Annotated in this window: 28 protein-coding genes; 13 read left to right on the top strand and 15 right to left on the bottom strand. The window is 69.1% G+C overall.

What is annotated here, in order from left to right; translation table 11 throughout:
- Position 1: 1 nt before the first annotated feature.
- A complete protein-coding gene (locus NL1_RS18255) occupies positions 2-475 on the bottom strand; it encodes an excalibur calcium-binding domain-containing protein (protein ID WP_067840980.1) in 474 nt (157 codons plus the stop codon).
- 158 nt (positions 476-633) lie between these two features.
- Between NL1_RS18255 and NL1_RS18250 the strand changes: the two genes are divergently transcribed.
- Positions 634-1,413, top strand: coding sequence for a class I SAM-dependent methyltransferase (locus NL1_RS18250; RefSeq protein WP_067840916.1), 780 nt, complete (start codon positions 634-636; stop codon positions 1,411-1,413).
- Between the two features lie 123 nt (positions 1,414-1,536).
- Positions 1,537-2,184: a transcriptional repressor LexA gene (gene lexA, locus NL1_RS18245; protein ID WP_067840915.1), complete on the top strand. Its 648-nt coding sequence runs from the start codon at positions 1,537-1,539 to the stop codon at positions 2,182-2,184.
- A 208-nt stretch (positions 2,185-2,392) separates the two neighbouring features.
- Here the strand turns inward: lexA and NL1_RS18240 are convergent, their stop codons facing one another.
- From NL1_RS18240 to NL1_RS18225, 4 genes are read right to left on the bottom strand one after another with little or no spacing between them, the layout of a single operon-like run.
- A complete protein-coding gene (locus tag NL1_RS18240; RefSeq protein ID WP_067840979.1) occupies positions 2,393-3,238 on the bottom strand; it encodes a polyphosphate kinase 2 family protein in 846 nt (281 codons plus the stop codon).
- A gap of 46 nt (positions 3,239-3,284) precedes the next feature.
- Positions 3,285-4,010 carry an ESX secretion-associated protein EspG gene (locus NL1_RS18235; protein ID WP_067840913.1) on the bottom strand — a complete coding sequence of 242 codons (726 nt, stop codon included), beginning with the start codon at positions 4,008-4,010 and terminating at the stop codon, positions 3,285-3,287.
- On the bottom strand, positions 4,007-4,654 hold the full coding sequence (locus NL1_RS18230) for a hypothetical protein (RefSeq protein WP_084510726.1): 648 nt from the start codon (positions 4,652-4,654) through the stop codon (positions 4,007-4,009). Before NL1_RS18230 ends, NL1_RS18235 begins: the two co-directional genes overlap by 4 nt.
- Before the next feature lie 34 nt (positions 4,655-4,688).
- The gene (locus tag NL1_RS18225; RefSeq protein ID WP_067840912.1) at positions 4,689-5,081 is read right to left on the bottom strand and encodes a hypothetical protein; all 393 of its coding nucleotides are present in this window, start codon (positions 5,079-5,081) and stop codon (positions 4,689-4,691) included.
- Between the two features lie 195 nt (positions 5,082-5,276).
- Between NL1_RS18225 and NL1_RS18220 the strand changes: the two genes are divergently transcribed.
- Both NL1_RS18220 and NL1_RS18215 read left to right on the top strand, forming a co-directional pair.
- On the top strand, positions 5,277-6,023 hold the full coding sequence (locus NL1_RS18220) for a GntR family transcriptional regulator (protein ID WP_067840910.1): 747 nt from the start codon (positions 5,277-5,279) through the stop codon (positions 6,021-6,023).
- Between the two features lie 103 nt (positions 6,024-6,126).
- Positions 6,127-6,330 (top strand): hypothetical protein, encoded by a 204-nt coding sequence (locus tag NL1_RS18215; protein ID WP_067840909.1) that lies wholly within the window; start codon positions 6,127-6,129, stop codon positions 6,328-6,330.
- A 185-nt stretch (positions 6,331-6,515) separates the two neighbouring features.
- Here the strand turns inward: NL1_RS18215 and NL1_RS18210 are convergent, their stop codons facing one another.
- From NL1_RS18210 to NL1_RS18195, 4 genes are all read right to left on the bottom strand, one after another.
- Complete coding sequence (locus NL1_RS18210; protein WP_067840907.1) at positions 6,516-7,148, bottom strand: class I SAM-dependent methyltransferase; 633 nt, start codon at positions 7,146-7,148, stop codon at positions 6,516-6,518.
- Between the two features lie 71 nt (positions 7,149-7,219).
- Positions 7,220-8,470, bottom strand: a complete 1,251-nt coding sequence (locus NL1_RS18205; RefSeq protein ID WP_067840905.1) for a saccharopine dehydrogenase family protein — start codon at positions 8,468-8,470, stop codon at positions 7,220-7,222.
- A 34-nt stretch (positions 8,471-8,504) separates the two neighbouring features.
- Complete coding sequence (locus tag NL1_RS18200; protein WP_067840903.1) at positions 8,505-9,977, bottom strand: ABC1 kinase family protein; 1,473 nt, start codon at positions 9,975-9,977, stop codon at positions 8,505-8,507.
- Between the two features lie 236 nt (positions 9,978-10,213).
- Positions 10,214-10,894: a TetR/AcrR family transcriptional regulator gene (locus NL1_RS18195; protein ID WP_084510723.1), complete on the bottom strand. Its 681-nt coding sequence runs from the start codon at positions 10,892-10,894 to the stop codon at positions 10,214-10,216.
- A gap of 220 nt (positions 10,895-11,114) precedes the next feature.
- Between NL1_RS18195 and NL1_RS18190 the strand changes: the two genes are divergently transcribed.
- The 5 genes from NL1_RS18190 to NL1_RS18170 all read left to right on the top strand — a co-directional run bounded on the left by NL1_RS18190 (position 11,115) and on the right by NL1_RS18170 (position 15,268).
- On the top strand, positions 11,115-12,407 hold the full coding sequence (locus tag NL1_RS18190; protein ID WP_067840976.1) for a DUF445 domain-containing protein: 1,293 nt from the start codon (positions 11,115-11,117) through the stop codon (positions 12,405-12,407).
- A 105-nt stretch (positions 12,408-12,512) separates the two neighbouring features.
- A complete protein-coding gene (locus tag NL1_RS18185) occupies positions 12,513-13,016 on the top strand; it encodes a helix-turn-helix domain-containing protein (protein ID WP_067840900.1) in 504 nt (167 codons plus the stop codon).
- On the top strand, positions 13,013-13,678 hold the full coding sequence (locus NL1_RS18180) for a heparin-binding hemagglutinin (RefSeq protein ID WP_067840898.1): 666 nt from the start codon (positions 13,013-13,015) through the stop codon (positions 13,676-13,678). Before NL1_RS18185 ends, NL1_RS18180 begins: the two co-directional genes overlap by 4 nt.
- A 65-nt stretch (positions 13,679-13,743) precedes the next feature.
- The gene (locus tag NL1_RS18175; RefSeq protein ID WP_067840897.1) at positions 13,744-14,049 is read left to right on the top strand and encodes a DUF2516 family protein; all 306 of its coding nucleotides are present in this window, start codon (positions 13,744-13,746) and stop codon (positions 14,047-14,049) included.
- A 175-nt stretch (positions 14,050-14,224) separates the two neighbouring features.
- Positions 14,225-15,268 carry an alpha/beta fold hydrolase gene (locus NL1_RS18170; RefSeq protein ID WP_067840895.1) on the top strand — a complete coding sequence of 348 codons (1,044 nt, stop codon included), beginning with the start codon at positions 14,225-14,227 and terminating at the stop codon, positions 15,266-15,268.
- 301 nt (positions 15,269-15,569) lie between these two features.
- Here the strand turns inward: NL1_RS18170 and purU are convergent, their stop codons facing one another.
- Both purU and NL1_RS18155 read right to left on the bottom strand, forming a co-directional pair.
- The gene (gene purU / locus NL1_RS18165) at positions 15,570-16,460 is read right to left on the bottom strand and encodes a formyltetrahydrofolate deformylase (protein ID WP_067840893.1); all 891 of its coding nucleotides are present in this window, start codon (positions 16,458-16,460) and stop codon (positions 15,570-15,572) included.
- 336 nt (positions 16,461-16,796) lie between these two features.
- Positions 16,797-17,348 (bottom strand): GNAT family N-acetyltransferase, encoded by a 552-nt coding sequence (locus NL1_RS18155; RefSeq protein WP_067840890.1) that lies wholly within the window; start codon positions 17,346-17,348, stop codon positions 16,797-16,799.
- 158 nt (positions 17,349-17,506) lie between these two features.
- Here NL1_RS18155 and deoC point away from each other — a divergent pair, with 158 nt between their 5' ends.
- Positions 17,507-18,175, top strand: coding sequence for a deoxyribose-phosphate aldolase (gene deoC / locus NL1_RS18150; protein WP_067840888.1), 669 nt, complete (start codon positions 17,507-17,509; stop codon positions 18,173-18,175).
- Positions 18,176-18,248: 73 nt separating this feature from the next.
- Here deoC and NL1_RS18145 read toward each other — a convergent pair whose 3' ends face one another.
- Positions 18,249-18,977 (bottom strand): LmeA family phospholipid-binding protein, encoded by a 729-nt coding sequence (locus NL1_RS18145; RefSeq protein ID WP_067840886.1) that lies wholly within the window; start codon positions 18,975-18,977, stop codon positions 18,249-18,251.
- Between the two features lie 99 nt (positions 18,978-19,076).
- On the opposite strand from NL1_RS18145, the gene NL1_RS18140 reads away from it, so the two are divergent.
- Entirely contained in the window at positions 19,077-19,685 is a 609-nt protein-coding gene (locus NL1_RS18140; protein WP_067840885.1) for a hypothetical protein, read from the top strand.
- 96 nt (positions 19,686-19,781) lie between these two features.
- Positions 19,782-21,278, top strand: coding sequence for a hypothetical protein (locus NL1_RS18135; protein WP_067840883.1), 1,497 nt, complete (start codon positions 19,782-19,784; stop codon positions 21,276-21,278).
- Here NL1_RS18135 and NL1_RS18130 read toward each other — a convergent pair.
- The 3 genes from NL1_RS18130 to NL1_RS18120 all read right to left on the bottom strand — a co-directional run bounded on the left by NL1_RS18130 (position 21,272) and on the right by NL1_RS18120 (position 23,428).
- Positions 21,272-22,072 (bottom strand): class I SAM-dependent methyltransferase, encoded by an 801-nt coding sequence (locus tag NL1_RS18130; protein ID WP_174553427.1) that lies wholly within the window; start codon positions 22,070-22,072, stop codon positions 21,272-21,274. The genes NL1_RS18135 and NL1_RS18130 overlap by 7 nt on opposite strands.
- Complete coding sequence (locus NL1_RS18125; protein WP_067840881.1) at positions 22,042-22,563, bottom strand: DUF2505 domain-containing protein; 522 nt, start codon at positions 22,561-22,563, stop codon at positions 22,042-22,044. Before NL1_RS18125 ends, NL1_RS18130 begins: the two co-directional genes overlap by 31 nt.
- Positions 22,564-22,942: 379 nt before the next feature.
- A complete protein-coding gene (locus tag NL1_RS18120; RefSeq protein ID WP_067840879.1) occupies positions 22,943-23,428 on the bottom strand; it encodes a DUF2505 domain-containing protein in 486 nt (161 codons plus the stop codon).
- Here NL1_RS18120 and NL1_RS18115 point away from each other — a divergent pair.
- Positions 23,427-24,560 carry a UDP-N-acetylmuramate dehydrogenase gene (locus NL1_RS18115; RefSeq protein ID WP_084510721.1) on the top strand — a complete coding sequence of 378 codons (1,134 nt, stop codon included), beginning with the start codon at positions 23,427-23,429 and terminating at the stop codon, positions 24,558-24,560. The genes NL1_RS18120 and NL1_RS18115 overlap by 2 nt on opposite strands.
- Positions 24,561-24,572: the final 12 nt, after the last annotated feature.

Here is a 24,572-nt window from a genome sequence, read left to right as displayed (position 1 = left end):
CTCACGTCTCGCAGGCGATCCCGTCGCCGTCCCGGTCCAGCTCGCTGCGATATCCGGGCTCGCCCTGATAGATCGGCGCTGCGCCCGCAGCCTTGGCCGCGGCGCAGTTGCGGTAGTAGACGCTGCTCTGCTGCGGTCTGGGCGGAGCCGGTGGCGGCGCGACCTGCGGCGGCGCGGGCGGGGGCGCTGCCTGCGGCGTCGGAACGGCGGGCGGCGGCGGTAGCTGCGGTGTCGGCAGCACCGGCGAGGGCGGCACGAACGACGCGGGTGGCAGAAGCGTGGTCACGCCGGTGGTGGTCGGGGGCGGCGTCGTGGTCGCGCTGGTCGTGGTCGGTGGTGTGGTCACGGTGGTGGTTCGTGCCGTGGTCGTCGGTCGCGGACGGTCGTCTCCGGTGTCGCCGCCGCACCCCGCGGCGGCGGCGAGCAGCGCGAATCCGATCGCGGCGACGACAGCGGTCTGTCGTGGTGTCCCCATGATCCCCATATCGATTGAATGGATGACGCGACCCGATGCAGGCCCGAAGGCGGCTCCCCCCGACAGGAGTCGTCGCGTGTGGGGAACATCCTGACAGGCAAGATGTTTGGACACGCGAGATTCGGGGAAAACTAACTCGCTTCGATTACGGTTGAGTCATGTCCGGTGATGTGGCGCGCGACTTCTACGACCAGCTGGCCGGGGAATATCACCTGCTCTATCAGGACTGGCCCGCGGCGGTCGCGGGGCAGGGCCGGGCGTTGGATCGGGTGCTGCGGGGGCGGTTGGGGGCTGGGCCGTCGACCGTGCTGGACGCGGCGTGCGGAATCGGGACGCAGGCGATCGGGTTGGCGTCGTGCGGGCACACCGTGGTGGGGATGGATTTGAGCCCCGTGGCCGCGGCTCGGGCGGCCGAGGAGGCGCGGACGCGGGGGTTGCGGCTGCCCACGCTGGCGGGCGACATGCGGGCGCTGCCCTTCGACGGCGGATGGGCGGACGCGGTGGTGTGCGCCGACAACGCGTTGCCGCATCTGCTCACCGCCGTCGAGGTGGGCACAGCGCTCGGCGAGATGTGGCGGGTGCTGCGGCCCGGCGGTCTGCTGGTGCTGACCACCAGGGACTACGACGCGCTACGCGCCGCCAAACCCGGTGCGCTGCCGCCGAAGTCGGTCGATTCCGCCGCCGGGCGCACCGTCACCTTCCAGCTCTGGCACTGGCACGAGGACGGCGAGCGCTACGACTTCGAGATGTTCCGGCTCACCGAGGGCGGCGACGGCTGGGCCGTTCGGGCGGGCGGCGCGCGGTACTGGGCGCTGACCAGGGCGCAGCTCATCGAGTTCGTGGCGGAGGCGGGCTTCGCCGAACCGACTTGGCACATGCCGGAGGAGACGGGCTTCTTCCAGCCGGTGCTCACCGCGCACCGGTCGGGCCCGGCCTGAGCCTCACCGGACCGCGCAGCGTTCCCGCCGCACCGCAGGGGCGCTGTACAGTGCCGGGCTCCGGATCGGTCGCCGCGGCGTCGCGTGCGTGGTTTGTCCGCGCCCGCCTCTAGCATTCCCCGGGTGACCGGATACGACTTCGAGCATCTCGACACTTCGACGCCGCCGCCGCGCCAGCAGCGGATTCTGGCCGTGATTCGGGACTGGGTGGTCGAATACGGGTATCCGCCGAACACCAGGCAGATCGGTGAGGCGGTCGGTCTGTCGGCGTCCACGGTCTCCAAGCACATGAAGAGCCTGGAGGAGAAGGGATTTCTGCGGCGCGGCTCCGGGATGGCCCGCCCGATCGACGTGCGGTTGTTCCTTCATGGCACGGCGCGAGCGGAGACCTCCGACTCCGCGGTCACCGTGCCGGTGGTCGGCGACATCGCCGCGGGCACGCCGATCCTCGCCGAGCAGCACGCCGACGACACCTTGACGCTGCCCCGCGAATTGGTCGGTCGCGGCACGGTTTTCGCGCTCCGCGTGCGCGGTGACTCGATGATCGACGCCGCCATCTGCGACGGTGACACGGTGGTGGTGCGCCAGCAGCACGAGGCGCACTCCGGCGACATCGTGGCCGCCATGATCGGCGAGGAGGCCACCGTCAAGGTGTATCGCCGCCGCAACGGCCACGTGTATCTCGAACCGCGCAACCCGGCCTACGACGTCATCGACGGCGACGAGGCCGTGATCCTCGGCAAGGTCGTCTCGGTGATGCGCCGGATCTGACGAGGAGCGGCCCCCGCCAGGAGGGGACAGACGGGGGCCGCTCGGCCGAGGCGGAGCTGTTCGAGATGTCTGCCTGCCTCGGCTGTTGTGTTATCTCCGCGGACATCTATTTCGCAGCACTCGGCCGCACAACACCCAGCGCGGCATGGATTTCCGCGGCGGCCTGCGCAAGTATCTCCGGCCGCGCGAGCAGCACCGGGTCCGAAGCTCAGACCTGCTCCAAGCGGCGGAGTTGTTCGGCGATGTCGAAATGTGCTGGAGGCCAGTCGAGTTTCAGTGTCTCCAGTGCATCGATGAGCAGTTCGGTGACCGCGAGGCGGGCGTACCACTTGTGGTCGGCGGGCAGCACGTACCAGGGCGCGTCGGCGGTGGACGTGCGGTCGAGCATGTCCTGGTACGCCTCGTGGTACGCAGGCCAGTAGGCGCGGTCATCGATGTCGGCGGGATTGAACTTCCAGTACTTGTCCTGACGCTCCAGCCGCTGGCGCAGCCGCTTCTTCTGCTCGTCCAGCGAGACGAACATGGCGACCTTCACCAGCGTGATGCCTTCACCGATCAGCTCGCGCTCGAACTGGTTGATCTCGTCGTAGCGTGGCTCCCAGTCCTCGCGCGGCACGAGGTCGTGCACCCGCACCACGAGCACGTCCTCGTAGTGCGAGCGGTCGAACACGCCGATCTGACCGCCGCGCGGCAGTGCGTTGCGGATGCGCCACAGGTAGTGGTGGCGTCGTTCCTCGTCGGTCGGGACGCCGAAGGCCGCGTGGTCGACGCCCTGCGGGTCCACCGAACCGATGACGTGCCGGACGATGCCGCCCTTGCCCGCGGTGTCCATGCCCTGCAATACCAGCAGCACGCTGCGCTTGTCGCCGGAGCGCCCGTTGGCGTAGAGCTTCTCCTGCAGTACCGACAGCGCCTCGCCGCGCTTGATCAGCAACTCTTCGGCTTTCTTCTTGTCCCCGGTGAATCCTGGAGTCGACGAGGTCGCGAGCTCCGCGATCTGCAAACCGTCGGCTTTCAGGGCCTCGGTGACCGGAACAGACCAGTGCTTCACCATCGACCACACTTATCACGTCCGTCGGCGCCCGGCACGGGGTTCGGCGTCAGCGGATCTGGGCGAGCCGCAGCAACTGCACGGCGAAATCGTCGTCGGAGACCGGTGTGAGGCTCAGATCGTGCGAGGTGGTCAGCAGGTAGCGGCCGTCGCCGGTGAAATCGAGCCAGGTGCGGTGGCGCGTCGGCGGGGACATCGGATTGTCCGGGTCCACGGTCACGGTGATGAACCCGCGGCAATCCACCGGCTTGCGCAACGTCTGCCGGAAGCGGGCGGCGCCGCGCTGGCCGTTGGCCGATGCATCGGACGGTTCGGTGGTGAGCACCGCGTCCTGCGGCTCGCGCATCGCGCCGAGCCGTCCCGGCTGCGCCGAGCCGATCACCTGCACCAAGCGCTGGCCGAGGTTGCGCACATGGCACATCTGCACGATCACCCTGTCCGGCGTGGCGACCAGCACGCCCGCGTGCTTGTGCACGATCGCGGCGAACGCAAGGATGCGGTCGTCCTCGGGGGCGCTGCCGTTGCGTCCCGGCGCGCTGCGCTCACCGGAGATGGTGATCGTGGTGGCGTCGGTGCGGGCGCACAGCATCAGCGCGGCGGCCAGATCCGGGTCGGCCTGCCTGGCGAACCGCTGCGGCAAACGCAGTGCGGCGTATTCGGTTTCGGTGCGCACGGTGGACGACGGCACCATGTTGATCGGATACGGTCGCCTGTCCAGGTTCGTTTCGCTTTCCCAGACATGCGTGAATTCGTCCGGGGTGAGGACCCATCTCACCGTGCGCCGCCCCCGCCGTCGGAGGGGGCGTGCGGCGGGGTGAACCGGGGCACGCTGTCGCCGGAGGCGGGCATGGTCGGGGTGTAGACGTAGGTCATGGTGTCCTGGACGTCGGCCTCGGCCGTCGCGGCGGCCAGGTCGTGGTCCATTCGGCGGCGACCGCCGTACACGGACTCGGCGGCCGGGTCGTCCAGCGGCACATAGCGCAGCGGCTGCGGGATCGCGGCGCGGATGGTCTGTGCCGCATCGCGATTGAGCTCCATGAGGCGCTGCACGGCACGGCAGACGTCGTGCGCTTCGACACCAGCCCGGATGAACTCCCTGGTCGCGCGCTGCGCCGCCTCGGCGGATCGTCCTGCCCAGCGGGCGAATTCGCGATCGGCGGCGTCGGCGAAGGTCTGGAAGGCGTCGGCGACCGCGTCGGCGTTGGCCTGCCATGCGGCGGCCGTCTCGCCGAGCGCGCCGGGATCGAGCGCTTCGTGCACCCGGTCCCAGATCTCCACGTGGGTGTAGGCGCCGAACCGCTCCCGCTCCTGCGCGTAGGCGGGATCCGTTCCACCGCTGGATGTTCCGGCGGACGCGGCGAGTGCGCGTTGTTGCACCCTGATCTCGTCGGCGGCAGCTCTCGCCGCGGCGTCCACCACGGTCACCACCTCCGCATTCCGGACTCGCGCGCGGTCATCGCGGATCCAGATAGTCGGTGACCAGCTCGAGCGCGGCCCGGTGCGCCGCTTCCGCGTCCTGGAGTTTACGGCCCGCCGCGAGGTACGCCGCTTTGAAGAGCAGCGCGGTCTCCTGAAAAGCGGCCACGGTGTCGAGGAACTGCTGACCTTTGTCGCTGAACCCGGCGGCGAGGCCGCGGCCGGTCGGCAGGTCGGGAAACCCGCCGACCTCGGTGACCGAATATCCTGTGGCCATGGCCTTTCGCAGGTCGTCGACCAGCCGGTCGCAAGCCGCGGCGAGGTTCTCGGCGACATCCTCGGCCAGCTCGAAACGTTCGCCGCCGTCCGTGCCGACGGCCGCCGCATACAGCCCCCTGGCCAGCCCCTGCCCCGTATCCGGCACCGCCATCTGGGTCGCCCCCTTCTGCTAGGCCCACACCCACGGCCATACTGGTCGGCACTCTACCGTTGGGTAACCACCCCCGTTGCCGGCTTTCCCCCGTGCACCTGCTGTGATGTGGCGCACGGTCGGCGGCCGGGCAGGGTTCGCGGGCTGGTTACACTGACCGGAAGTATTGGCAGATCCCGGAGCGGAAGGCGTTCGGTGCCCGACATCGAAGAAGTACTCCCGAAGTATCAGCAGATTTCGGGGTACATCCGCGACCAGATCGAGCGCGGCGAACTCGCTCCCGGCGCCGAGGTGCCCTCCGAACGAGAGCTCGCCGTCGTGTGGAAGGTCGCGCGGCCGACGGCAGCCAAGGCGCTGAATACGTTGCGCCAGCAAGGATTGGTGGAATCCCGGCGTGGGTCGGGGACCTTCGTGCGCGGCCCGGACGCCGTCCCGCTGGTGCGCGAATCCGCCGGGCGGGCACGGCAGTACGGCGCGATGTACGCCGAGCGCGAGCCGGTCGACATCCTCGCCGCGGAACTGGTCGACGGCCCGGAATACGTGACCGACGCGCTCGGTCTCGCGACCGGTAGCGAGGTGATCGCTCGCAGGCGATTGTTCACCGGGACCAACGGCGACGCCGAGCTCTCGACGTCCTGGTTCTCCGGCGAGCTCGCCGACGTCGCGGATCGGCTGCTCGACACCCAGCGGCTACCCGGCGGCACCGCCACCTATCTGGAGGCGGTGACCGGTCGCCGGGTGGCGTCGGTGTTCGATCAGGTCAGCGCCCGGCTGGCGACCTCGGAGGAGCGCAAGCGGTTGCTGCTGGCCCGCACGTCCGCGGTGCTGGTGTACCGGCTCACCGCGCTCGATGCAGACGGCGCGGTGCTGCAGTTCGACGAGGGCATCTATCCGCCCGAATCATGGGTATTCCGCCAGGAATACTCCGTCCGAGGCGTGTGACACGCGGTCGATGACGCGCCGTGATGCCGTTGACAAGGCGGGATCACGCCTGGAATAGTCCGCCACGCCAGGGAATGGCCTAGGCCGGAGGGTGGGAGGTGCGATGCTCGATCAGTTGACCATCGGTGGCTGGGTAGTCGTCGGCGAGCACTGCTCGGTCCGGCGCGCCGCATTGCACAGCGACGACTACCTGACCTACGTCTTCGAAAACGGCGGCACGGAACTCGATTTCGCGGTCGCGCCCTCGGTGCTGCAACGGATGGTCGAGCTGAGCCGAGTCCCGGTATCCGACGAACAGTCCGACTGAGCCCCGCCACCGGAGCCGCCCGAGACGCTGTGCGCCACAGGCAGCTCCGGCACGTTGGCACCGAAAGGGCAAGCCGCCATGGCCTTCCGATCGGGCTGGACGGGTGGCGCTGCCGCCCGAGACTCTCTGCGTCACAGGCGGCTCCGGCAAGCTGATCGAAAGGGCAAGCTGCCCTGGCCTTCCGCTCAGGCCGGACGGGTGGCGCTGACGTACTGCAACAGCCGGTGCACCGTCTGATCGATCTCGACCAGCCCGAGTTCGCGGAACAGGTTCGGGAAGGTCTCGTGGTCGAACACCCGCAAACCGCTCCAGCCGCCGACGATTCGGCTCGCGTGCCCGAACGGGGTGTCGGCGCGATGGCTGGTGGTGATGGCGATGCGGCCGCCGGGGGCGAGCACGCGCACCATCTCCCGGGTGGCGGCGAGCGGATCGGGGATCAGATAGAGAGCCCCGAAACAGCACACCGCGTCGAAGGCGCCGTCGGTGAACGGCAGCGCACGGGCATCCCCGCGCAGGTAGCCGACGCGCGGGCCCGCGTTGTCGGCCACCGCGCGCGCCAGCATCGGCTCGGAATAGTCCACGCCGACGGCATAGCCGCCCTCGGCCAGCGATTCGCTCAGGTACCTGGTGAAATTCCCCGGACCGCAAGCGATGTCGAGCACCTTCTTGTCCCCGGCCAGCCGCAGCGTGCCGACCGCGTCGCGGCGATCGGACGCGGTGCTGCGGCCGCTGGCCAGGTAGAACAGCGTCGGTCGCCACGCGCGCTCGTAGACGGCGGCCACCGCCGGGTGATTCATGGTGCGGCGGGCCAGGTTCACCGCGCCGCCCTCCCGGACTTGTCGTGCACAACAGCTCCTAGACCGTGGAAATCGTGGTGCGGCAGCCTGATTCAGGCCCGCTGCACCTCGATGGTCATGTCCGCCGCACGCAGCCGGTCGGTCAGTGCGTCACCCATGGCCGCGGCCGGGGTGAGGATGCCCGCCAGCTCGGGCTGCTTGTCGGTGTCGAAGGCCAGGCACAGCCCGGCTTCGCCGAGCATGACCGCGGTCGCCTGGTAGCCGGGGTCGCCCTGCCCGGCGAACGTCGCCACGTACTTCGCGCCGGAGGTGGTGTGCGCGTAGGTCTTCATGGTGAACCAGCCGCTGCGCCGGGCCTCCTCGCTCGGGCCCGTGCCCGGCTTCGGCAGCACCCGGTCGAGCAGCTTGCGGCCCACCGAGACTCGCGACAGCAGCGCACCGGTGGCCATGGTGGCCACGATGCCGCCTGCCATGCCCGCCGCGACCAGCGGCGCCGCCGCCGACTTGCCCGCGCTCATCACCTCGCGGTAGCGGAAGTTCTTGCCGTACGGCCAGCCGAGCAGGCCGTTGCTGCGGCGCACGATCTTGGTGTTGTGCGCGGCCATCACGAAGGTGCTGACCCAGCCGTCCAGGCTCGGGTCGATGTTGCTCGCGCGCTGCAGTGCTTGATCGGACTGGCGGCCCACGGCGGGGTCCATCGACTTGTCGGGGCTCAGCGAATACGGGTGCGACAGCACCGAGGCCTTGCTGGAATCGGCGGCGATGGCCTCCATCATGGCCCGGCCCGAATCGATGGTGCCGCCGCTGACGCCGCCCTTGAGCGAGGCGATCAGCGTGGTGTCGGTCAGCTCGCCGGTGTTGTCCGCGACCGTGCTCCGGTACAGCTGGTACACGCTCAGATCGGACGGAATCGAGTCGTACCCACAGGAATTGACGATCTTCGCGCCGGTGCGCGCGGCCTCGTCGTGGTAGGCGTCGATGGCCTCGCGGATGAACAGCGGCTCGCCGGTGAGATCGGCGTAGTGGGTGCCGGCTTTCGCGCAGGCGGCGACCAGCGGCAGTCCGTAGCGCAGGTACGGGCCGACCGTGGTCACCACGACCTTGGTGCGCGCGGCCAGCGCGTCGAGCGCGGCCTGATCGGTCGAGTCGGCGACCACCAGATCCCACGACGCGGCCTTCGGGCCCAGCTCCTCGCGGACCTTGGTCAGCTTGTCCAGCGAGCGGCCCGCCAGCGCGATGCGCGCGTCGGAGGGCGCCGCGTCGAGCAGATACTGCGCGGTGAGCTTGCCGACGAAACCCGTCGCGCCGAACAGGGCGATATCGAATTCGCGGTTGTCTGGCATGTGTTCTTCACTCCTGGTCGAAGCGGAGGGTGACTCAGGCTTTTCGCCCGGTCCTTGGCTGCCGCGTCTTCTTCGCCGCGGCTTTCTCGGTTGTGGTCGCGCCGCGCGGCCGCGCGGTCTTGGTCGTGGCGGGCGGAGGATTCTCGGCCAGCCACTGCTGGTGCGCCTTGCCCATGTCGGTCACCGGCGGTTCGTCGTAGAGCCACTCGCGCGAGATCCGATGCCAGTTCGCGGTGGCGTTGAGCTGGCCGAGCATGCCGAAGGTGAGGAAGTCGGCGCGGCGGGAGAACAGGTGCTCCGGCGGCAGGTTCTGCTGCTTCATCCCGGCGAACTCGCTGGCGCGCGGGTCCACCGCGAGCAGGAACGCCCCGCTGGCCAGTTCCGGCGTGATGGTGAGTTCCTCGTCGACCAGACACCATTCCGAGGCCGCGAGCACGTATTCGAGGCATTCCTCGGCGCCGATCTCCTCCGGCGAGTCGATCACCCCGCGCTGAATCATCAACTCGCGCAGGTCTTCCGCGCGATCCTCTGCGGCCGCGCGCAGGCAGATCAGCTCGAATCGCACATGCTCGGGGTCCATCCGGTTGAACAGGCCGAAGTCGAGGAACCCGACGCGGCCGTCATCGACGAGCAGCACATTGCCGGGGTGCGGGTCGCCGCAGAATTCGTTGAAGGTGAACAGCGAGCCGACGTAGAACCGGTAGATGATCTCGCCGATCCTGTTGCGCTCGTCCTCCGGGAACTGGCGCAGCTCCTCGAAGCCCTTGCCAGGCAGGTACTCGCTGACCAGCACCCGGGTCGTGCTGAGCTCGGGCAGCGAGCGCGGCACCGCGATGAACGGGTGCCCCGCGTAGAGCTCGGCGATCTGCAGCTGGGTGACGGCCTCGGCCTGATAGTCGAGCTCGCTCTCCATGTTCAGCCGGAGCTCGTCGAGGACGGCGGGGGTGACCCACGGCATCGCGGAGGTGAGCACCTTGCGGAACATGTTGAGGTTCTTCAGATCCGCGCGCACCGCGGCATCGATGCCCGGGTACTGCACTTTCACCGCGACAACCCGGCCGTCGTGCAGCGTGGCCCGGTACACCTGGCCGATCGAGGCGGCCGCGATCGGCTCCGGATCGAACTCCGCGAAGAGCGCGGGGAGCGGCTGGCCGAAGTCCTCCTCGATCACCTGGCGCATGGCGTCGAACGAGACGGTCGGCGCGGCATTGCGCAGCACGGCCAGCCGCTTCTGGAACCGTTCGCGATGATCCTCGGGCACCAGGTCCAGATCGAGCACCGACATCATCTGTCCCAGTTTCATGGCGACGCCCTTCATGGTGCCCAGCACCATGACCACCTGCTCGGTGGTGCGAATCATGGACTCCTCGGCCATTTTGGCGCGCACGGCCTCGGATCTGCCCCGCATGGAAAGCCTCGTGCGCTGGGTCCGCAACACCGAACTGGCAGCCACCGCACCCAGCTTGGTGCCGCGAGCGAGCCGGGAAGTCGGCACTTGCTTCGCCATCGAGGTACCTCCATTGGTGCCGCGGTCGGGCCGACGGGACGCGCAAGTGCGAGCTTGCGTGGCCACGCGGGGCGGTGACCCACCCCACTGTGGCACCGCTCGCGTTCAGACTAACCAACCGAGCGGCATTGTCGAACCCGCCGTCACAGACAGGTGAACCTCCGCAGCGGGCGCGCGCGAGTTACCCCCGGACTTCATCCGGGGGTATCAGGTGTGCCTTTGCCCGACGGTGTCTGTTACGCGGGTGCGTCGGTTTCCCGGGAGGGCAGCACGTGCTGCTGTTTGCTGAAGGTCTCGCGGGAGCCGCCCGCGCGAGCCATGCCCTCGATGGCGCTCCAGGCCATCATCGTCAGGTAGTCGATGACTTCCTCGCGGGACATGGACTTGTCGGTGGTCCACCAGTGGGTAGCCAGCTGGATGCCGCCGACCAGCACATAGGACCAGAGCATCGCGCCCGTGGTGTCGATGCCGAGCGCGCCCGCCTTGTCCGCGATGACCGCGGAGACCACCTCGGCGAAGAGCTTCTCGAACTCGGCGAGCGAGGACGCGTCCGAGCCGCTGCCCATGATGAAGCGGTACACCTCGGGGTCCTCGTCGACCGTGCCGACGTAGGCCGCGAGCGCCGTGCGCACCAGCTCGAACTCGTCGGCGTCGAGGCTGATCGCGCCGTAGACCCGCGGCATCAGGGTGGTCTCGATGAACCGCTGCATGGTCGCGTGGACCAGGTCGTTCTTGTCGGAGAAGTATCGGTAGAGCACGGTCTTGGAGACGCCGATCTCCGCGGCGATCTCGTCCATGCCCGCGTTGCTGCCCCGGGTGCGGACAGCGGCGAGGGTGCCGTCGACGAGTTCCTCGCGGCGGTCGATCTTGTGCTGACGCCACCGGCGCTTGCGGCCGTCCATCCGGCCGCCGCGCACCGCAGCCGGTCGCTCGGCGCGCTCACCGATGTCGACAAGGTCTTCGGTGGACAGCGTTGGCTCCCTCGTTCGTATTGGTCGTGGACCTTCAGCTTAGGTGCAGGCCACCCAGCGTAGGTCCGTTTGGGGGCCGGATGCGGCAGGAACCACAGAACAGGGTCCCCCGAGCGCGGCACAGCAGAATGGAGACATGGAGAAAGCTCCCGGCAACATCTCGGTCATGGCACCGCCGACCCCGGCGGGCCCGACCGGGTTCTTCGTCGACGAGGCCGCCAAACGGCGTGACCTGTGGAAGATGAAGGCCGTCGCCACCGGATTCCTGGCCTTCGCGACGGTGGTCTACCTGTTCTGTCGCTGGCTGGAATCGCGCGGCGGGGGCGGCGACTGGGTCGGGTACGTGCGCGCGGCGTCGGAGGCGGGCATGGTCGGCGCGCTCGCCGACTGGTTCGCGGTGACGGCGTTGTTCCGGCATCCGCTCGGCCTGCCGATTCCGCACACGGCGATCATCCGCAAGAAGAAGGATCAGCTCGGCGCCAGCCTCGGCAGCTTCGTCGGTACCAACTTCCTCTCGCCCGATGTGGTTTCGGCCAAGGTGAATTCGGCGCAGGTCTCGCTGCGCGTCGGCCGCTGGATGGCCGACCCGCAGCACGCCGCGCGGGTGGCGGAGGAGAGTTCGACGATCCTGCGCGCGGTGGTGGGGGTGCTGCGCGACGAGGACGTCGAGCAGGTCATCGACAACACGATCGTCAAGCGGATCGCCGAACCGCTGTGGGGTCCGCCGATCGGCCGGGTGCTCGCCGAGTTGCTCGCCGACAACCGGCAGCTGCCGCTGCTGGACATGCTCGCCGAGCGCGCGCACCAGTGGGCGCTGGGCAGCCAGGAGACCATCGACCGGATTGTTTTGCGCGACGCGCCGCAGTGGGCTCCGAAATTTGTCAACATTCTGCTTTCGGAAAAGATCTACCGCGAACTCGTCGAGTTCACTTGGAAGGTGCGGTCGAATCCCGAGCACGAGGTGCGGCTGGCCGCGAATCGCTTCCTCGAGGAATTCGCGAACGACCTGCAGTACGACGACGCGATGATCAAGAAGGCCGAGCGGATCAAGTCGCAGATCATGGGCCGCGAGGAAATCACCGGCATGGCCGAGGCGACCTGGCGCGCGGCCAAGCGGCTCATCCTGGAATCCGCCGACGATCCGAACAGTACGTTGCGCCGCAAGGTGGGGGAGAATGTGCAGCAGCTCGGTGAGCGGCTGCGTGACGACGCCGAGATGCGAGGCAAGGTTGACGGGTGGATCGACCGCGGGGCGCGCTACCTCGTATCGAACTACGCGAGCGAGATCACCACGCTGGTCACCGACACGGTTGCCAGATGGGACGCCGAAGAGGCGAGCAAGAAGATCGAATTGCAGGTGGGGCGCGATCTGCAATTCATCAGGATCAACGGAACGGTCGTCGGATCGCTGGCCGGGCTGGTGATCTACACCGTGTCGCAGCTGTTGTTCCACGGCTGAAACAACGGCACGCCGGCGGTTTGCCGAAAACGTGCTAACAGCGTGCTTGCAAGAGCTAGCACCCTGCCCTAGAATTGAACCCGTACAACCGCCAGAAGGTGAGTGATGGCAGACCATCCCGAGGTTTCCGCCGAGTACACCGACGGTCCACCCGAGCAATCGGGCGGCGTCGGCGAACGAGGGGGCCGTGTCGCCAACGCGGCGCACGACATCGGAGGTTTCATCAGGACGCAGCGCGAGGCGGCGCAAGTCTCGCTGCGTCAGCTCGCCGCGCTGGCGGGGGTGAGCAATCCGTATCTCAGTCAGATCGAGCGCGGATTGCGTAATCCCTCCGCCGAGGTACTCGCGCAAATCGCGAAGGCGCTACGGGTGTCCTCGGAGGTGCTGTACGTACGGGCTGGCTATCTCGAGCAGCGGCCGCACAGTCCGGTCCGGGACGCCCTGCTTGCCGACACGGAGATCAGTGAACGGCAGAAGCAGATGCTCCTGGAGATCTATGAATCGTTTCGCCGGGAAAACGGAGGGAACGAGCCAGGGGGGGAATGGGACAGCGACGTTCCGCGCACGACAACCGACACTCCGCCACGCCAGGAGAACGAAACACTATGACCGACAAGACCCTGACCGTCAGCAAGCCTCTGTTCGCCGCCGTCGGCGCCGGAGATGCCGTCTACACCGCCGCCCTGGATGTCGTCACCCAGGTGCGTGAGCGCGCGGCCTCCGCCGATGTGCCGGGCCGGGTGGAAGAGGCGCGCGAGCGTTTCGCCAACGTGCCCGCCGACGTGCAGGCCCAGTTCGAGACGCTGCGTGAGCGGCTGTCCGGCCTGCCCTCCGAACTGCCGGACGATCTTGCCGAGCTGCGTGAGAAGCTCACCTCCGAGGAGCTGCGCAAGCTGGCCGAGGAGTACTACAACAAGGTCGTCGACCTGTACGCCGACCTCGCCGTGCGCGGTGAGGAGACCGTCGAGCGGCTGCGTGCCAACCAGGTGGTCGAGGACCGGATCGACCGCGTCGAGACCCTGTACAAGGACGCCGCGGTCCGCGCCGAGGAGGTGCTGGAGCGGGTCAACGGCCTGATCGGCCGCCCCGGCAAGGCCGCCGAGGCCGAGGAGGAGTCCGCCGAGCCGGTCGTCGAGGCCGAGGTCGTCGCGGTCACCACCGAGACCGCTCCGGCCGCCGAGAACGGTGCGCCGAAGAAGGCTCCGGCCAAGAAGGCCGCTCCGGCCGCCAAGAAGGCGCCCGCCAAGAAGGCCGCGCCGAAGAAGGTGTAATCACCCGGTTTCGACACGACTCGACGCCCCCGCGCACCCTGCTGTGCGGGGGCGTCGCTCGTATCATGGGTCAGGTGACTACCGTGAACGGGTTGACCGGACTGATCCTGCTGGTGCTGTGGCTCGTCGCGCTGGGCGCGACGATCTTCGCGCTGATTCACGCCATTCGCCAGCGGCCGGACGCCTTCACCGCGGTGGACAAGCAGACCAAGCCGATCTGGCTTGCGATTCTGGGCGTGTCGCTCCTGCTTCTGCTGCTCTCGCCTGCCGGCTTGGGGCTGCTCGCCTTCGTCGCGATCATCGCGACGGGTGTCTACCTGGCCGACGTGCGGCCGAAGGTGGACGAGATCCAGCGCGGCCCGCGTTGGTGATTCGCTGATCGTTTTTCGTGCTTGCGCCAGCAAGCGGACTTGATGTCCCTGCTGGTTGGCGGCTTGGTCGCCGCTGCCCTTCGACCGGGCGGCGGCGACTTTTTTTGTGCTTGCACTAGCTAGCACGTGATACTTCGGGTTACTGTAATTATCAGTAACACAAAGGAGTGTCCGAATGCGTGCACAGCTGCCGACCGCGTTGGCGGAGCTTCCGGGAAAGTTTCGGAGCCTGCTCGACGTCCATCGCGCCAACCTCCGGGCGCGGACCTACTCGATCGCCGCGCTGAACCCGCCCGCCGTGCCACACGACGTCATCCCGGTGACCGCGCCCGACGGCACGAAACTGCGGGTGCACGCGTACGGCCCGGCCGACGCTCCCGCCATCGTGCTGGTGCACGGCTGGACCTGCGCCATCGAATACTGGAACGCCCAGATCAACGCCTTCGCGGGCGAATACCGTGTGATCGCCTACGACCAGCGCGGACACGGTGAGAGCGAGCGCGGCTCCTCGAAGCTGACCATGGACCTGCTGGCCGACGACCTGGCCGCGGTGCTCCAAGCCGCGCTGCCCGCCGGCCGCAAGGCCGTGCTCGTCGGACACAGCCTCGGCGGCATGACGCTGCAGGCCTGGGCTGGGCGCTACCCCGCGGAGGTCACCCGGCGTGCGGAGGCCGTGCTGCTGACCAACACCGCGCCGCACGGCCTGGTCGCCACGACCACCGTGGTGCCCTTCTTCAACCGGCCGCTGCCGTGGAAGCGCACCGGCGTTTCGCTGCCGCACGTCGTCGGCGAGCTCGGCCTGGGAACCCCGGTCGTCTTTCCGCCGATCAAGCCCGTGAAATGGGTGTTCGCCCGCCAGATCATGAGCCTGGAGTCCACCGGCGACCTGGTGGACTACAGCATGGCGGTGGTGCGCTCGTGTCCCGCGCTGGTGCGCGCCGAATTCGGCAGGCTGCTCGCCGTCATGGACCTCGGCGAGTCGGCGAAGAACCTGGTGGTGCCGACCACGATCCTGGCCGGGTCCGCCGACGACATGACGCCGCCGCTGCACTCGGAGATCATCGCCGAGATGCTCGAGTCGGTGGGCAGCCTGGTGCGTTACGAGGTGCTGAACACCGGACACCTCGGCAACGTCGAGATGTACGAGCGGTTCAACGAGGAACTCGCCGTCGTTCTCGACTCGGTGCACGCCCTCGCGCGCACCGAAGCGGTCGGCTGATCCGAGGCCGATCGCACGCTGACCCCGACCGGAGCCGACGCCGTCTCCGATCGGGGCCGCGGCGTCCGACCGGGCGGGGCGCAGTAGAGCCGACACGAGAGTGCGCAAACAAAGAGAGATCTCGGCCTGTCAGTCCCTCAGCCACCATTTGACTACCGTCGATAGAGAAATGGAATCGACGGGAGTCGTATGGCGGTTGTCCAAGATCAACTAGCCGCCATATGACTTCCGTCGATTGTTCGACCGTCGCGTGGCCACCCCGGGTGGGTAACCACGCGGTTCATGTCTGCCGCGACGGCGCTCAGTTGAAGACGACGGTGCGGCGCCCGTGCACCAGCACCCGGCCCTCCAGGTGCCAGCGCAGACCGCGGGCCAGCACCACGCGTTCGATATCGCGGCCCTGGCGCACCATGTCGCGCACCTCGTCGGCGTGATCGATGCGGATCACGTCCTGCTCGATGATCGGGCCCGCGTCGAGCTCGGCGGTGACGTAGTGGCAGGTGGCGCCGATCAGCTTGACGCCGCGGGCGAACGCCTGGTGGTACGGGCGGGCGCCGACGAACGAGGGCAGGAAGCTGTGGTGAATGTTGATCGCCCGGCCCGCCCAGTGCTCGCACAATTCGGCGGGCAGCACCTGCATGAAGCGGGCCAGCACCACCGCGTGCGGGTCGTGCGCGTCGACCAGCTCGCGCACCTGCTCGAAGGCGGGCCCGCGCTCGGCCGGATCCTTGGGGAACGGCACGTGATGGAACTTCACGCCGTGCGCCTCGGTCATCGCCGCCAGATCCGGATGGTTGCCGATGACGGCCTCGATGGTGGCCGGCAGTTCACCCGAGGACGCGCGGCCGAGCAGGTCGTGCAGGCAGTGGCCGTCCTTGCTGACCAGCAGCACCGCGCGACGGCGTTCGCCCGTGTCGTGCACCTGCCATTCCGTCTCGGGGCCGAGCCGGTCGGCGACCGCGGTGAACCGGTCGCGCAGTTCCGCGATGCCGAAGGGCACCGTCGCCGCCTTGATCGCCTGCCGGGTGAAGAACCACCCGGTGTCGGTGTCCGAGTGGTAACCGGCCTCCACGATCGACCCGCCGAACTCGGCGATGAACGAGGTGATCCCTGCGATGATGCCTGGGCGGTCCGGGCAGCCCAGCGTCAGCACGAAACGGCGATCGTCCGGGGCGGATGGAGCGGAACTCATCGGCCTATCCTCCCAGGCGACGCTTCGCCCGCTGCACCAGGACCGGGTCTGCCGCGGCGCCGGTCGCCGGATGCCTGGTGTTCGCCCGGGGCCCGGTCGCGCGATAGCCGGTCGGGTACGCCCGCAGTGCCGGTCGCGCCGATCGGCTGCGGTTTCGTTCCTGGTCAGGCGGCGGTGGCGGCCAGTAGGTGAGCGCGTTTCGGAAATCGACGGGAGTCATGAGGTGGCACTCCAAGATCAACTTGCCGCCATTCGACTACCGCCGAATCCATTTCTCTATCGACGGGAGAGAAATGGTGGTTCGAGGGTTGACGATGTGGGACGGGCGCCCGCCGATCACAGTTCGTAAAACGGTTCGGCGTAATGGAATTCGCCGGTGATCTGGGCCTCGTAGGTGGTGAGCGGGCGGACCTGGAAGTGCGTGGCCCAGTCGGGTTCGTCGGGGGCGATGCCGAGGCGGGTGGCGGGTACGAATCCGAACCTGGGGTAGTAGTCGAGGCTGCCGAGCAGGCCGACCAGCGGTTCGTCGAGCGCGTCGGCGGCGCCGAGGGCGGCGTGCATCAGCGCGGAGCCCACGCCCGCGCCCTGGTGCTCCACGTGGACGCCCAATGGCCCGAGACCCAGCGCGGGGAACGGGCCGACGGCGGCGCGGGTCAGGCAGACGTGGCCGATCACCGTGTCGAACTCCACCGCGACCAGCGACAGCGTGGGGATCCAGCCCGCGTCGCTGCGCAACCGCGCGACCAGATCGGCCTCGGGTGGTTCGGCGGGCGGCGGCGCAGGAAGTCCGCCCGCGGCGGCCTCGCGCGCGTACAGCGCGCCGAAGGCGCTGCGGTGCACCGACGCGATGGCGGGGGCGTCCTCGGCGCGTTCGCGACGGATCAGCACAGTGTCGTCTCCTCCCGAACGGGTTGGGCCATCCGCACAACGCTCGTCATGTGGGCGGGCCGCGGCGAGCCGGCGGATCCACCGACAGATACGAGTGTGCGGTACGCCTCGCCAGGCACGCAACGGAATTCACCTCGCGTGTGCCAGACTCTCGAAACATGGCTGATTCCGCGTCGCTGAGCAGGGCCGAAGTGGCCGCCATCATCGATCACACGTTGCTCGCGCCGGACGCGACGTCCGCCGAGGTCGCCGCGCTGGTGGAGGAGGCGCGCACGCTCGGGGTGTACGCGATCTGCGTCTCGCCGTCCATGCTTCCGGTGCGCGCGCCGGGCCTTGCGGTCGCCACGGTCGCCGGATTCCCCTCGGGCAAACATCATTCGCTGGTGAAAGGCGCCGAAGCCAGGCTCGCGGTGGATCAGGGCGCGGCCGAGGTCGACATGGTCATCGATGTCGGCGCCGCGCTGGAGGGCGAGTACAACGCCGTGCTCGCCGACATCGTCACGGTGCGCGAGGCCATCGCCGATCGCGCGGTGCTCAAGGTCATCATCGAATCGGCCGCGCTCCCCGACAACGCGATCGTCGAGGTGTGCCGGGTCGCCGAGCGCGCGGGCGCCGATTTCGTGAAGACCTCCACCGGATTCCATCCCGCGGGCGGCGCCAGTGCGCACGCGGTGCGGCTGATGGCCGAGACGGTCGGCGGGCGGCTCGGGATCAAGGCCAGCGGCGGCATCCGCACGGCCGCGGCGGCGGCGGAACTGATCGCCGCGGGCGCGACCCGGCTCGGTTTGTCGAAATCCCGTGCGGTGCTGGAGGGTTTCCCCGCCTGAACCCGGCCGCTGCCCGCGGGATCGCGGAAAACGGCCGGAGCCGAGGCTGTTTCGCCTGCGCATCGCGCGGAGGTCAGCAGCGCATCTCGGCGTTGTTCTCGGCGGCGGGCAGTTCGGTGTGGCCGCCCGCGAGCTGCACCGCGACGCCGTTGTCGGTCACCTTGATCTCGGTGGCCTTCAGGCCGAGCGGGTAGCTCTGCAGGCTCTCGGTGATGACGTCGACGATGCCTTCGACCAGATCGGTGGGCAGACCGATGCCGAGCAGCTCGGCCGACTTGGTCTGCACCTCGACGACGCCGTTGTGCACCTGCGGATGCACCTGGAGCTGGGCAAGTCCGCCGAGCACGTCCAGCGTGATCATGCCGGTGGCCGACGACGAGCGGACCCCGCTGACCATGCCGCCCAACGTCTCCTGGATGCCTTCGTTGCTCCAGGTGACGTCCGCGGAGGAGCTGCCGACGCTGCCGCCGCCGTTGGCGCTGTTCACACCCTCGAGATCGTTGAACTCGGCGTGCACGACCATGCCGACGGCGGGACCGAACTTGTTGTCCTTGCTGTCCACGGTGACCGACGAGACCTTCCCGTCCAGCCAGGTGATCAGCATCGGCTTGGCGCCGAAGCCCACATCGATCTGTGAGCCCATCTCTTTCTCGAACTGGCTGCTGATGCAACGGGAGACGACGTGGCGCGCGTACGCCTCGCCTCCGACCAGGATCGTGACGAGCAACGTGGCGACCACGGCCAGGGCGATCACCAGCGTGCGCCTGCTGATTTTCCGCGCGGTGGGCGGCTTCGTACTCATGCGGAAGATTCTTCACGACGTTTCTGTGCGCGCTCTGTGGGCGCGTTGAGGGTCTCGAATGTGACATGTGACACAGAATTCGAGCGTAGCCTGGTCTGCATGGCTGGCGATGCGGCGGGCCGCGCACCCGAATCAGTGGATCAAGGGTGGCGTGTGCTGCGCAGGCTGGCCGGGCGGCACGCCGGATTCTTCACCACCCGACAGGTACTGCGCACGGGATGCGAGTCCAAGGTGCGGGCGGGGCTGGGGGACGGATCGGTGACCAGAGCCGGTGTCGGGATGCTGCGGCTGACCGAATGGCCGGAGGGACCGCTCGACGAATACGCGATGTGGGCCGCCTGGTTTGACGGCGCCGCCGCCGTCTCGCACCAGAGCGCGGCCGAGTTGCACGGCATGGGCCGGTTGCGTCCGCGCTTCCTGCACCTGTCGGTGGGTGCGGGACGCCCGCCGGTGACCCCGCGACTCGTGGTGCTGCGCCGTCCGCTGATCGGCTCGGACGTGGAATCGGCGGGCGCGTTCCTGGTGACGACGCCGGTGCGCACCGTGCTCGACCTCGCCGAGGCCGATATCGGGCAGTCCGCGCTGGACGAGGTGGTCGGCGACGCGGTCGCCATCCGCCGATGCGCGGGCGCGGAAATCCGTTCGGCCAGCGTGCGTCTGCCGCCCAGGGCCGCGGCCAGGGTGCACCGCGCGCTGACGGGGCTGTGAGGCGCGGGTGGGTGCGGCCGTGATCATCCGGTCCGGCTATGAATTCCGGGACCGTCCGGTTTTGCCGGGCGCGTAATCGTGGCAGGGTGACTGAACATGGGGTCGGTAGGTGCGGGTAGGTGGGATCTCGTCTTTCCGTCCGGCGCGCCCGAGCGGGTCGGTGACATGTTCGCCACCGCCGTGGTCGCCGACGCCGTGCGCCGCTACGACGCCGACCTCGCGCAATGGGTGGAGACCTGCCGTGACTGGTCACGCCAGTACCGCTCGGTGTTTCGCGGGATGACCGCGCTCGCGGCGAGCGCGCCCGACGCGTCGGTGGGCATCGCGGGCGAGGGTCTGCGGGCCGCACGGAATCTGCTGCGGTTCGTCACGGGGTGCACCGTGGAACCGTTGCGCGGCGTGGAAATCGGATCGGTAGCCCCGAACAACGGGCCCGACACGGCCACCGCGCGCGGCGCTGGGAAAACCGTTCGTCGCCTGGAGGTTCCGTTCCGCGGCGGCGTCCTGGCCGAGGAGGCGCTGCAACGCAGCCTCACCGAGTGGCGGCAGCGCGGCATCGTGGAACCCGGCTTCGCGGCGGCGGTGGAGCGGGTGATCGATCATCCGGAGTGGTTGGCGCTGCCGGGGTTTCGGGTCGTGATCGCGGGCGCGGGCGAGCTGACGCCGCTGCGCCCACTGCTGCGCTGGGGCGCCGACGTGCTCGCCGTGGCGCGGCCGGGACCCGCGCGCTGGCGCGAGCTGGTGCGGGAGGCCGAAGCGGGCGCCGGCGTGCTGCGCTATCCGCTGATCGACGGGCAGCCGGGCGCCGATGTCACCACCCAGTTCCCCGCCCTCGTGCACTGGATCCGGGAACAGCTGGGCAGCGAGAGTTTTCCGGTGTTCGGCGGGTACGTGACGCGCCGCGGTCCCGGCGGTGTCCGGCTCGCCGTCGCCCTCGATCTGCTGGCCGACGATCTGCTCACCGCACGTCCCGATACCGCGCTGGCCGGTGTCGGTTCACCGACGGACTGCTATGCGGTGCCGGAATCGGTATTCGCGCAAGCGCATTCGCGTCTGCGTGAGCGCGGGCCGCGCGGCCTCGGCCAAGACCTGCTGCGCGTGCTGACCCGGTCCGCGCTCTATCAGCCGAACTACCAGACCGTGATCACCGACGCCGCGGGCGCGCACTGGTCGGTCGCCAACGCGCTTTTCCCGTTCCAGGGACCCAATCACGCACTCGCCCAGCGGATCCTGCGCTGGCGCGCGATCTCTGCCAGAGCCGCGGGCCACACGGTCTCCTACACCGTCGCGCCGCCGACCTGGACCCGCGGGGTGCGGGCCCAGCGCTCACTGACCGCCGCCTACCGCAGCGCACACCGCTTCGGCATGGAGATCTTCGAACCCGGCACCGCCCGCACGCTGCTCGCCGCCAAGCTGGTCGCCGACCTCAACGACCCGGCCCCGGCCGATCCGAACCCGGAATCGCTGTTCGCGGCGGGCGCGGCACACGGCGGGCTGTGGCGGCTGCCGTTCGAGCCGCGCTCGCTCCTGCCCATCGCGATCGCCACCGGGCACCTGCGCGGACTGCTGCACCGGACCGAACGCGATCACTGACGGGGCGCGACCAGCGACCACGGGACCGACAGCACGCAGTCACGCATGCGCCTGCGGTACTCGCGCACCGGAAAACCCTGCGCGCGTAGCTGTTCCGCGGCGGAGCGCCAGCGCACCCGTGGCCCGAACGGCGCGAGCGGCGCGGCGTGCGCCCACGCGCGATCGGCGGCGAGGAGCAAGGCGTGGATCGGTTCGCCGGGCACATTGCGGTGAATGAGCGCCTTCGGCAGCCGCTCGGCGATATCGGAAGGGCGCTCCACCGTGAACGGATCCCACGCCAGCGTCAGCGACAGCGGGCCGGTGCGGTCCAGCAGCACCCAGGCGGACCGGCGGCCCAGTTCGTCACACGTGCCGTCGACGAGCAGGCCGTCGGGCGCCATCGCGGACAGAATGGTCGACCAGGCGTCCGGCACCGCCGACTCGGGATACTGGCGCAGCACGTTGAACGCGCGCACCAACACGGGACGCAGACCGGCCAGTTCGAAACCGCCCCTGGCGAAGGTGACGCCGTTGCGGCCGGGCACCACCCGCTCCGGATCGATCTCCAGACCCACCATCCGCAGATCCGAACGCACCGCGCGCAGCCTGGCCGCCAGCTCGAAGGTGGTCCACGGGCTCGCGCCGTAGCCGAGATCGACCACCAGCGGATCGGGCGCCGCCGACAGGCGCGCGGTGACCAGCTCGTCGTGCCTCAGCCAGCGGTCGCTGCGCCGCAGCCGGTTGACGCCGGTGGTCCCCCTGGTGATCGTGCCGATAGGTCTGCTCAGCTGGTCGGGTTTCGCTCTTCCAGCCACTTCACCGTTTCCTCGGCCTCGCCGCGGAACAGATCGACGAGGTTCACCAGCATCAACTGCTCCAGGCGCGGACCAACCATCGGAATGAACACCTTCGCCTCAGAGGAGTACCGCATGGTGCAGCCGGTCTCGGTGGGGAAGAGTTTGACGATGCCGCCCAGGCTGCCCGGCCCGGCCGGAATCGACGCCGAGTACTTGCCGACGGTCTCCTCGCCCACGTACGGGCCCCAGCTCTCCTTGCGGGTGATGATCATGTCCTTGCGCATCACCGTCTGCGCGATCTCCGGCAGCATCTCGCGCGGCAAGGTGTGATGCAACACAACCTCGATCCCCGAATCGCTCACCTCGTGGCTGACCACCTCGTTGTCCGGTGTGTACTTCCGCATCTCCGCGACCCGCGCCTCCCAGTACCGACGGGTCGACAGCGCCTCGTACAGCTCCTTGGTGGTGTGCAACGGGTAGCGGGCGGAGTAGTCCAGTCGGCGTGCCATTCGGGAAAGGGTACTGAGTTGTTGGCGCGCTGGCGCGCGCGGGTTCGCGGCCCTTCATGTCTCGCTTCCGAGCGGTCGAGACTCGCGACTGCGTCGCATGCGCTTCGACCGCTCGGAAGCGAGACGGCCGCGAACGGGCTCGTAAGACTCGCCCTCGGGGTGGCTGGGAGTGCGCGGATGATGCGTTGGATTGGTCGCGCTGCGCCCTGCGTCCTCAGGGTTCCTTCAACTCGACAATCGGCACCTGCCACGGCAGTTTCTGATCGATCGGCTGCCAGCGCGACGACTCGAGCGTCAACACCGGCCGGTCGAGACGCTTGGCCGTGCTGACGGCATGGGCGGTGGCGATGTCCTGCGGACGACTGTCGCCCGGCGACTGTCAGTGCTGGGTGAGCCAGATGTTGGTGAACTCTTCTTCCGACTGGAGGAGTTCGGTGAGGCGCTCCTGGATGGCGGATTCGATCTTGGCGCCGAAGAGGGGGACCTTGACTTCGATGGTGCCTTCGACGGTGGCGGTGCTGGAGGCGTCGTCGCCGGTCAGGGTGACGGTGCCGCGGATGGTGGCGGGGGCGCCCTCGACGCGGACGTCGAAGTCGGCGGTGTCGCCGGTCCAGTTCTCGGTGCGCGGGATGATCAGGTCGCCGGGGCGCACGGCGGTGATGGCCGGCGGCAGCTGTTCGGCGGCGATGGCCTGCACCATCTCGACGCGCACCTGGTCGCCCTGCGCGGTGACCGACTCGAGGCGGGCGTTCGGCCCGCCGACCTCGGCGATACGGTCCTTCCAGTACAGCTCGTCGGCGAAGGCCGCGCGCACGGCGGCGACCGAGTGGGAGTAGCGGGCCGTGAACGCCAGGGGTGTAGCCATGGTTGGACACGCTACCGTCTGGAGCGTGCGAACTTCACGTGTGGTGGCGACCGATCAGGTGCGCGACGTGCTGGCCGATACCGGCGCGCTGGTGCGCGACGCGGTGCGGCTTGCCGAGCTGACCACGCTACGGGTCGGCGGTCCCGCGCTCGTCGCCGAGTGCGCCTCGACGCAGTCCCTGGTGGCGACGGTGCGCGCGCTGGACGCGGCGGGCATTCCGCTGCTGCTGCTTGCGGGCGGCTCGAACCTGCTCATCGGCGACGACGGGTTCGACGGCGTGGTGGTGCGGATCGCGACCGAGGGCGTCCGTATCGACGGGGACGGCGTCGTCGCCGAAGCGGGCGCGAACTGGGACGCGGTGGTCGCCGCGACCGTGGCGGCCGACCTGGGCGGTCTCGAATGCCTGTCCGGCATACCGGGTTCCGCGGGCGCGACGCCGGTGCAGAACGTGGGCGCCTACGGCGTCGAGGTGGCCGATCTGCTGCGCCGGGTGCGGCTGCTGGATCGGGCGAGCGGCGAGATCCGCTGGGCGGAGCCCGCCGAACTGGGCTTCGGCTACCGCACCAGCGTGCTCAAGCACCGCGACGACGCGGTCGTGCTCGAAGTGGATTTCGCACTGAACGCGGGCGGAACGAGCGCACCGCTGCGCTACGGCGAACTGACCAGGGTGCTGGAGGCCGCGGAAGGCGAGACCAGGACCGCCGCGTCGGTGCGGGAGGCGGTGCTGCGCCTGCGCGCGGGCAAGGGCATGGTGCTCGACGCCGCCGATCACGACACCTGGAGCGCGGGCTCGTTCTTCACCAACCCGGTGGTCCCGCACGCGCGGGTGCCCGAGGTGCGTGCCGCGATCACGGCCCGTGTGGGTGAGGTCACGATTCCCACCTATCCGGCCGAGGACGGCGTGAAATTCTCCGCGGGCTGGCTGATCGAACGGGCGGGCTTCGCCAAAGGCTTCCCCGGCCCCGATGCCGCGGCTCGGCTCTCCACGAAACACACGCTGGCCCTGACGAATCGCGGCGCCGCGACCGCGGCGGACCTGGCGGCGCTGGCCCGCATCGTGCGCGACGGCGTGGCCGAGCGTTTCGGCATCCGGCTCGAACCCGAACCCGTCACGGTCGGCGTCACGCTCTGATCGGACGGGCCG

The organism is Nocardia lijiangensis NBRC 108240 (assembly GCF_001613045.1).
GTDB lineage: Bacteria > Actinomycetota > Actinomycetes > Mycobacteriales > Mycobacteriaceae > Nocardia > Nocardia lijiangensis.
Note: the sequence above shows the minus strand (reverse complement) of the source record. Positions and strands in the feature narration are given on the sequence as shown.

Coding starts and splice junctions, on each gene's coding strand:
- NL1_RS18255 (WP_067840980.1), bottom strand. CDS start 475: ATGGGGACACCACGACAGACCGCTGTCGTCGCCGCGATCGGATTCGCG.
- NL1_RS18250 (WP_067840916.1), top strand. CDS start 634: ATGTCCGGTGATGTGGCGCGCGACTTCTACGACCAGCTGGCCGGGGAA.
- NL1_RS18240 (WP_067840979.1), bottom strand. CDS start 3,238: ATGGTGAAGCACTGGTCTGTTCCGGTCACCGAGGCCCTGAAAGCCGAC.
- NL1_RS18225 (WP_067840912.1), bottom strand. CDS start 5,081: ATGGCGGTGCCGGATACGGGGCAGGGGCTGGCCAGGGGGCTGTATGCG.
- NL1_RS18215 (WP_067840909.1), top strand. CDS start 6,127: ATGCTCGATCAGTTGACCATCGGTGGCTGGGTAGTCGTCGGCGAGCAC.
- NL1_RS18205 (WP_067840905.1), bottom strand. CDS start 8,470: ATGCCAGACAACCGCGAATTCGATATCGCCCTGTTCGGCGCGACGGGT.
- NL1_RS18200 (WP_067840903.1), bottom strand. CDS start 9,977: ATGGCGAAGCAAGTGCCGACTTCCCGGCTCGCTCGCGGCACCAAGCTG.
- NL1_RS18190 (WP_067840976.1), top strand. CDS start 11,115: ATGGCACCGCCGACCCCGGCGGGCCCGACCGGGTTCTTCGTCGACGAG.
- NL1_RS18185 (WP_067840900.1), top strand. CDS start 12,513: ATGGCAGACCATCCCGAGGTTTCCGCCGAGTACACCGACGGTCCACCC.
- NL1_RS18180 (WP_067840898.1), top strand. CDS start 13,013: ATGACCGACAAGACCCTGACCGTCAGCAAGCCTCTGTTCGCCGCCGTC.
- NL1_RS18175 (WP_067840897.1), top strand. CDS start 13,744: ATGGGTCAGGTGACTACCGTGAACGGGTTGACCGGACTGATCCTGCTG.
- NL1_RS18170 (WP_067840895.1), top strand. CDS start 14,225: ATGCGTGCACAGCTGCCGACCGCGTTGGCGGAGCTTCCGGGAAAGTTT.
- purU (WP_067840893.1), bottom strand. CDS start 16,460: ATGAGTTCCGCTCCATCCGCCCCGGACGATCGCCGTTTCGTGCTGACG.
- deoC (WP_067840888.1), top strand. CDS start 17,507: ATGGCTGATTCCGCGTCGCTGAGCAGGGCCGAAGTGGCCGCCATCATC.
- NL1_RS18145 (WP_067840886.1), bottom strand. CDS start 18,977: ATGAGTACGAAGCCGCCCACCGCGCGGAAAATCAGCAGGCGCACGCTG.
- NL1_RS18140 (WP_067840885.1), top strand. CDS start 19,077: ATGGCTGGCGATGCGGCGGGCCGCGCACCCGAATCAGTGGATCAAGGG.
- NL1_RS18135 (WP_067840883.1), top strand. CDS start 19,782: ATGGGGTCGGTAGGTGCGGGTAGGTGGGATCTCGTCTTTCCGTCCGGC.
- NL1_RS18125 (WP_067840881.1), bottom strand. CDS start 22,563: ATGGCACGCCGACTGGACTACTCCGCCCGCTACCCGTTGCACACCACC.
- NL1_RS18115 (WP_084510721.1), top strand. CDS start 23,427: ATGGTTGGACACGCTACCGTCTGGAGCGTGCGAACTTCACGTGTGGTG.
- NL1_RS18120 (WP_067840879.1), bottom strand. CDS start 23,428: ATGGCTACACCCCTGGCGTTCACGGCCCGCTACTCCCACTCGGTCGCC.